This is a genomic window from Moorena sp. SIO3I6 (assembly GCF_010672095.1).
This window is the reverse complement of record NZ_JAAHHU010000826.1, coordinates 1-2,131: the sequence shown is the minus strand read 5'-3', so window position 1 is coordinate 2,131 and position 2,131 is coordinate 1. Positions and strand designations below refer to the sequence as shown.

The 2,131-nt window shown below is 44.5% G+C and carries 3 protein-coding genes; 2 read left to right on the top strand and 1 reads right to left on the bottom strand.

Going from position 1 to position 2,131, the window contains the following annotated elements:
- Positions 1-178: 178 nt before the first annotated feature.
- On the bottom strand, positions 179-379 hold the full coding sequence (locus tag F6K49_RS43220; protein ID WP_293107801.1) for a hypothetical protein: 201 nt from the start codon (positions 377-379) through the stop codon (positions 179-181).
- Between the two features lie 429 nt (positions 380-808).
- Between F6K49_RS43220 and F6K49_RS43215 the strand changes: the two genes are divergently transcribed.
- Entirely contained in the window at positions 809-979 is a 171-nt protein-coding gene (locus F6K49_RS43215; RefSeq protein ID WP_293107798.1) for a hypothetical protein, read from the top strand.
- 304 nt (positions 980-1,283) lie between these two features.
- Positions 1,284-2,131, top strand: an 848-nt coding sequence (locus F6K49_RS43210) for an extracellular solute-binding protein (protein WP_293107806.1), incomplete at its 3' end; no start/stop codon positions are given.

Here is a 2,131-nt window from a genome sequence, read left to right as displayed (position 1 = left end):
GACTCTTCACCAAATATGGCTACAGGTAAGGTGAAGATACAAAAGAGTGTAGTGGAAATGAATACTGGTGCCAAGATGAATTTTTGGATTGTAGATCCGTTCACAATTACTCCCTTAGGATAGCTACTTAAAACTCAATGACTAGTACCGTCAGCAGTCAGCAGTCAGCAGTCAGCAGTCAGCAGTCAGCTTCCAATAAACCTCTAAGGAGAGAATTTAAGAGTTCGAGATTAATTAGAATTGAAAGTCTGGGTAAAATCCCATAAGCTGAGATAACACAGATTAAACCAATGCTTACCTCTTGTCTTGATGCAGCGCGGTCATGGGGGTTTCCCCCATGACCGCTTAGGTGCGCTTTACCCGTAATTAAATTCGCCACGGGTCGCACCTCTGCATCGCTTATTCAAAAGCTGTTCGCGTAGCGTGCGCGTAGCGCATTAACTGATAACTGATAGCTGATAGCCAAATTAAAAATGCCAACTTAAAAACGCTGATCATGTCAGCTTTTCGTTGGTTTTGAACGGTAGCCTTATTGCCAGCGTTTTGTCCTAGTTTGAACCTCAGGAGTTTGCGATCGCATCTGCGTTATGTTAGCGATTGGGTATACCTCATGTTTGATTTAAGTCGAATCCTAGGGCAACTCCATAACTTCCCTTAACTTTTAGTTATCGACTGCTCTTGGTGAGATCGGTAGATTATTTGTGTACAGAGCAAAAAAGCGCGAAAATACCTGCTATCTAGCCTGTACGTTACCTAGCCATTGAGTTCACGACCAGTACTAGAACTTGTTTAAGGTAAGCATTTAATCATGAACCAATCTACATTCGATAAATCTTTTCTGACACCAATCGTGTTATCAACAATTATCTTTGCTCTTCTGAGCTTGCCCATAGTTATGCTCGGAGCAAAGCCGATCTGTATGAATCTCCTACAAAATCGGATAGTTGATGGTAAACTGATGAATGCTGCGACGCGCTGATTAAGGTTTCACTAAACGTAAGCATTCAGCTATCAGCGGTCAGCCGTGAGCTAAAAGCTCACCCTACGCGAACAGCCGTCAGCAGATGTAACTCAGATTTAACACATGGTTACCTGTTTTCTTGATGCAGTTGCTCATGGGGGTAATCCCCCTTTGGCGGTGCTGCAACGCCTCTTCAAAAGCACCTTAGCTTAATGCTAATAGCTGATAGCACCTCAAGTAGCGTGCGCGTAGCGCATTAGCTGACCGCTGAATGCTTACCAGTAAACTGCTTAGACCTGTCGTAATCGTGATTCTTTTGGGAATGCTGGTTGCCAGTGTGCTCCTGTCCCAGTTTTGGGCACTACCAGCACTGACCCAGCACCCTGTTAAACTCACGCTATTGATGGGAGCGGGGGAGTTTTTTGATTGGCAGGAACTACTGGTTAAGAATTTTGAGCTAGAGAATCCAGATATTCAAATCGAACTGATCGAAGGACCATTAAACTCTGACTTAACAGAAGACCTCTATACCTCTGCTTTCATTTTAGGAGACTCACCCTATGACCTGATTAACATGGACGTGATTTGGACTCCTAAGTTTGCCGCTGCAGGGTGGTTACTAGATTTATCGGACCGGGTTAGTAAGGACTATTTAAAGGAATTTCTGGATAAAGCAGTTGATTCAGGACGCTACCAGGGCAAACTATACCGGATACCATTCCGTTCCGATGGTGGTATGCTCTACTATCGTCAGGATTTGCTAGAGCAAGCTAGATTCCAAGCCCCAAAAACCTTTGAGCAGTTGGTCACCATTTCCCAACAATTGCAGGAAAACCATGATCCAAAATGGGGCTATCTTTGGCAAGGTCGTCAATATGAAGGGTTGTCAGCCATGTTTGTGGAGATACTTGCAGGGTTTGGTGGTTTCTGGGTTGATCCAGAAACCTTGGAGGTCGGTTTGGATCAACCGGAAGCGATTAAAGCTGTAGAGTTTCTGCGCAGCACCATTAAACAAGGGATTTCACCCCCTGGTGTCACTACCTATCAGGAAGAAGAAACACGACTGTTGTTTCAAAATGGGGATGCGGTATTTCTGAGGAATTGGCCCTATGTTTGGTCATTGGCAAATCAAGAGGGTTCAAAGGTCAAAGGCAAGATTGGCATTAGCCC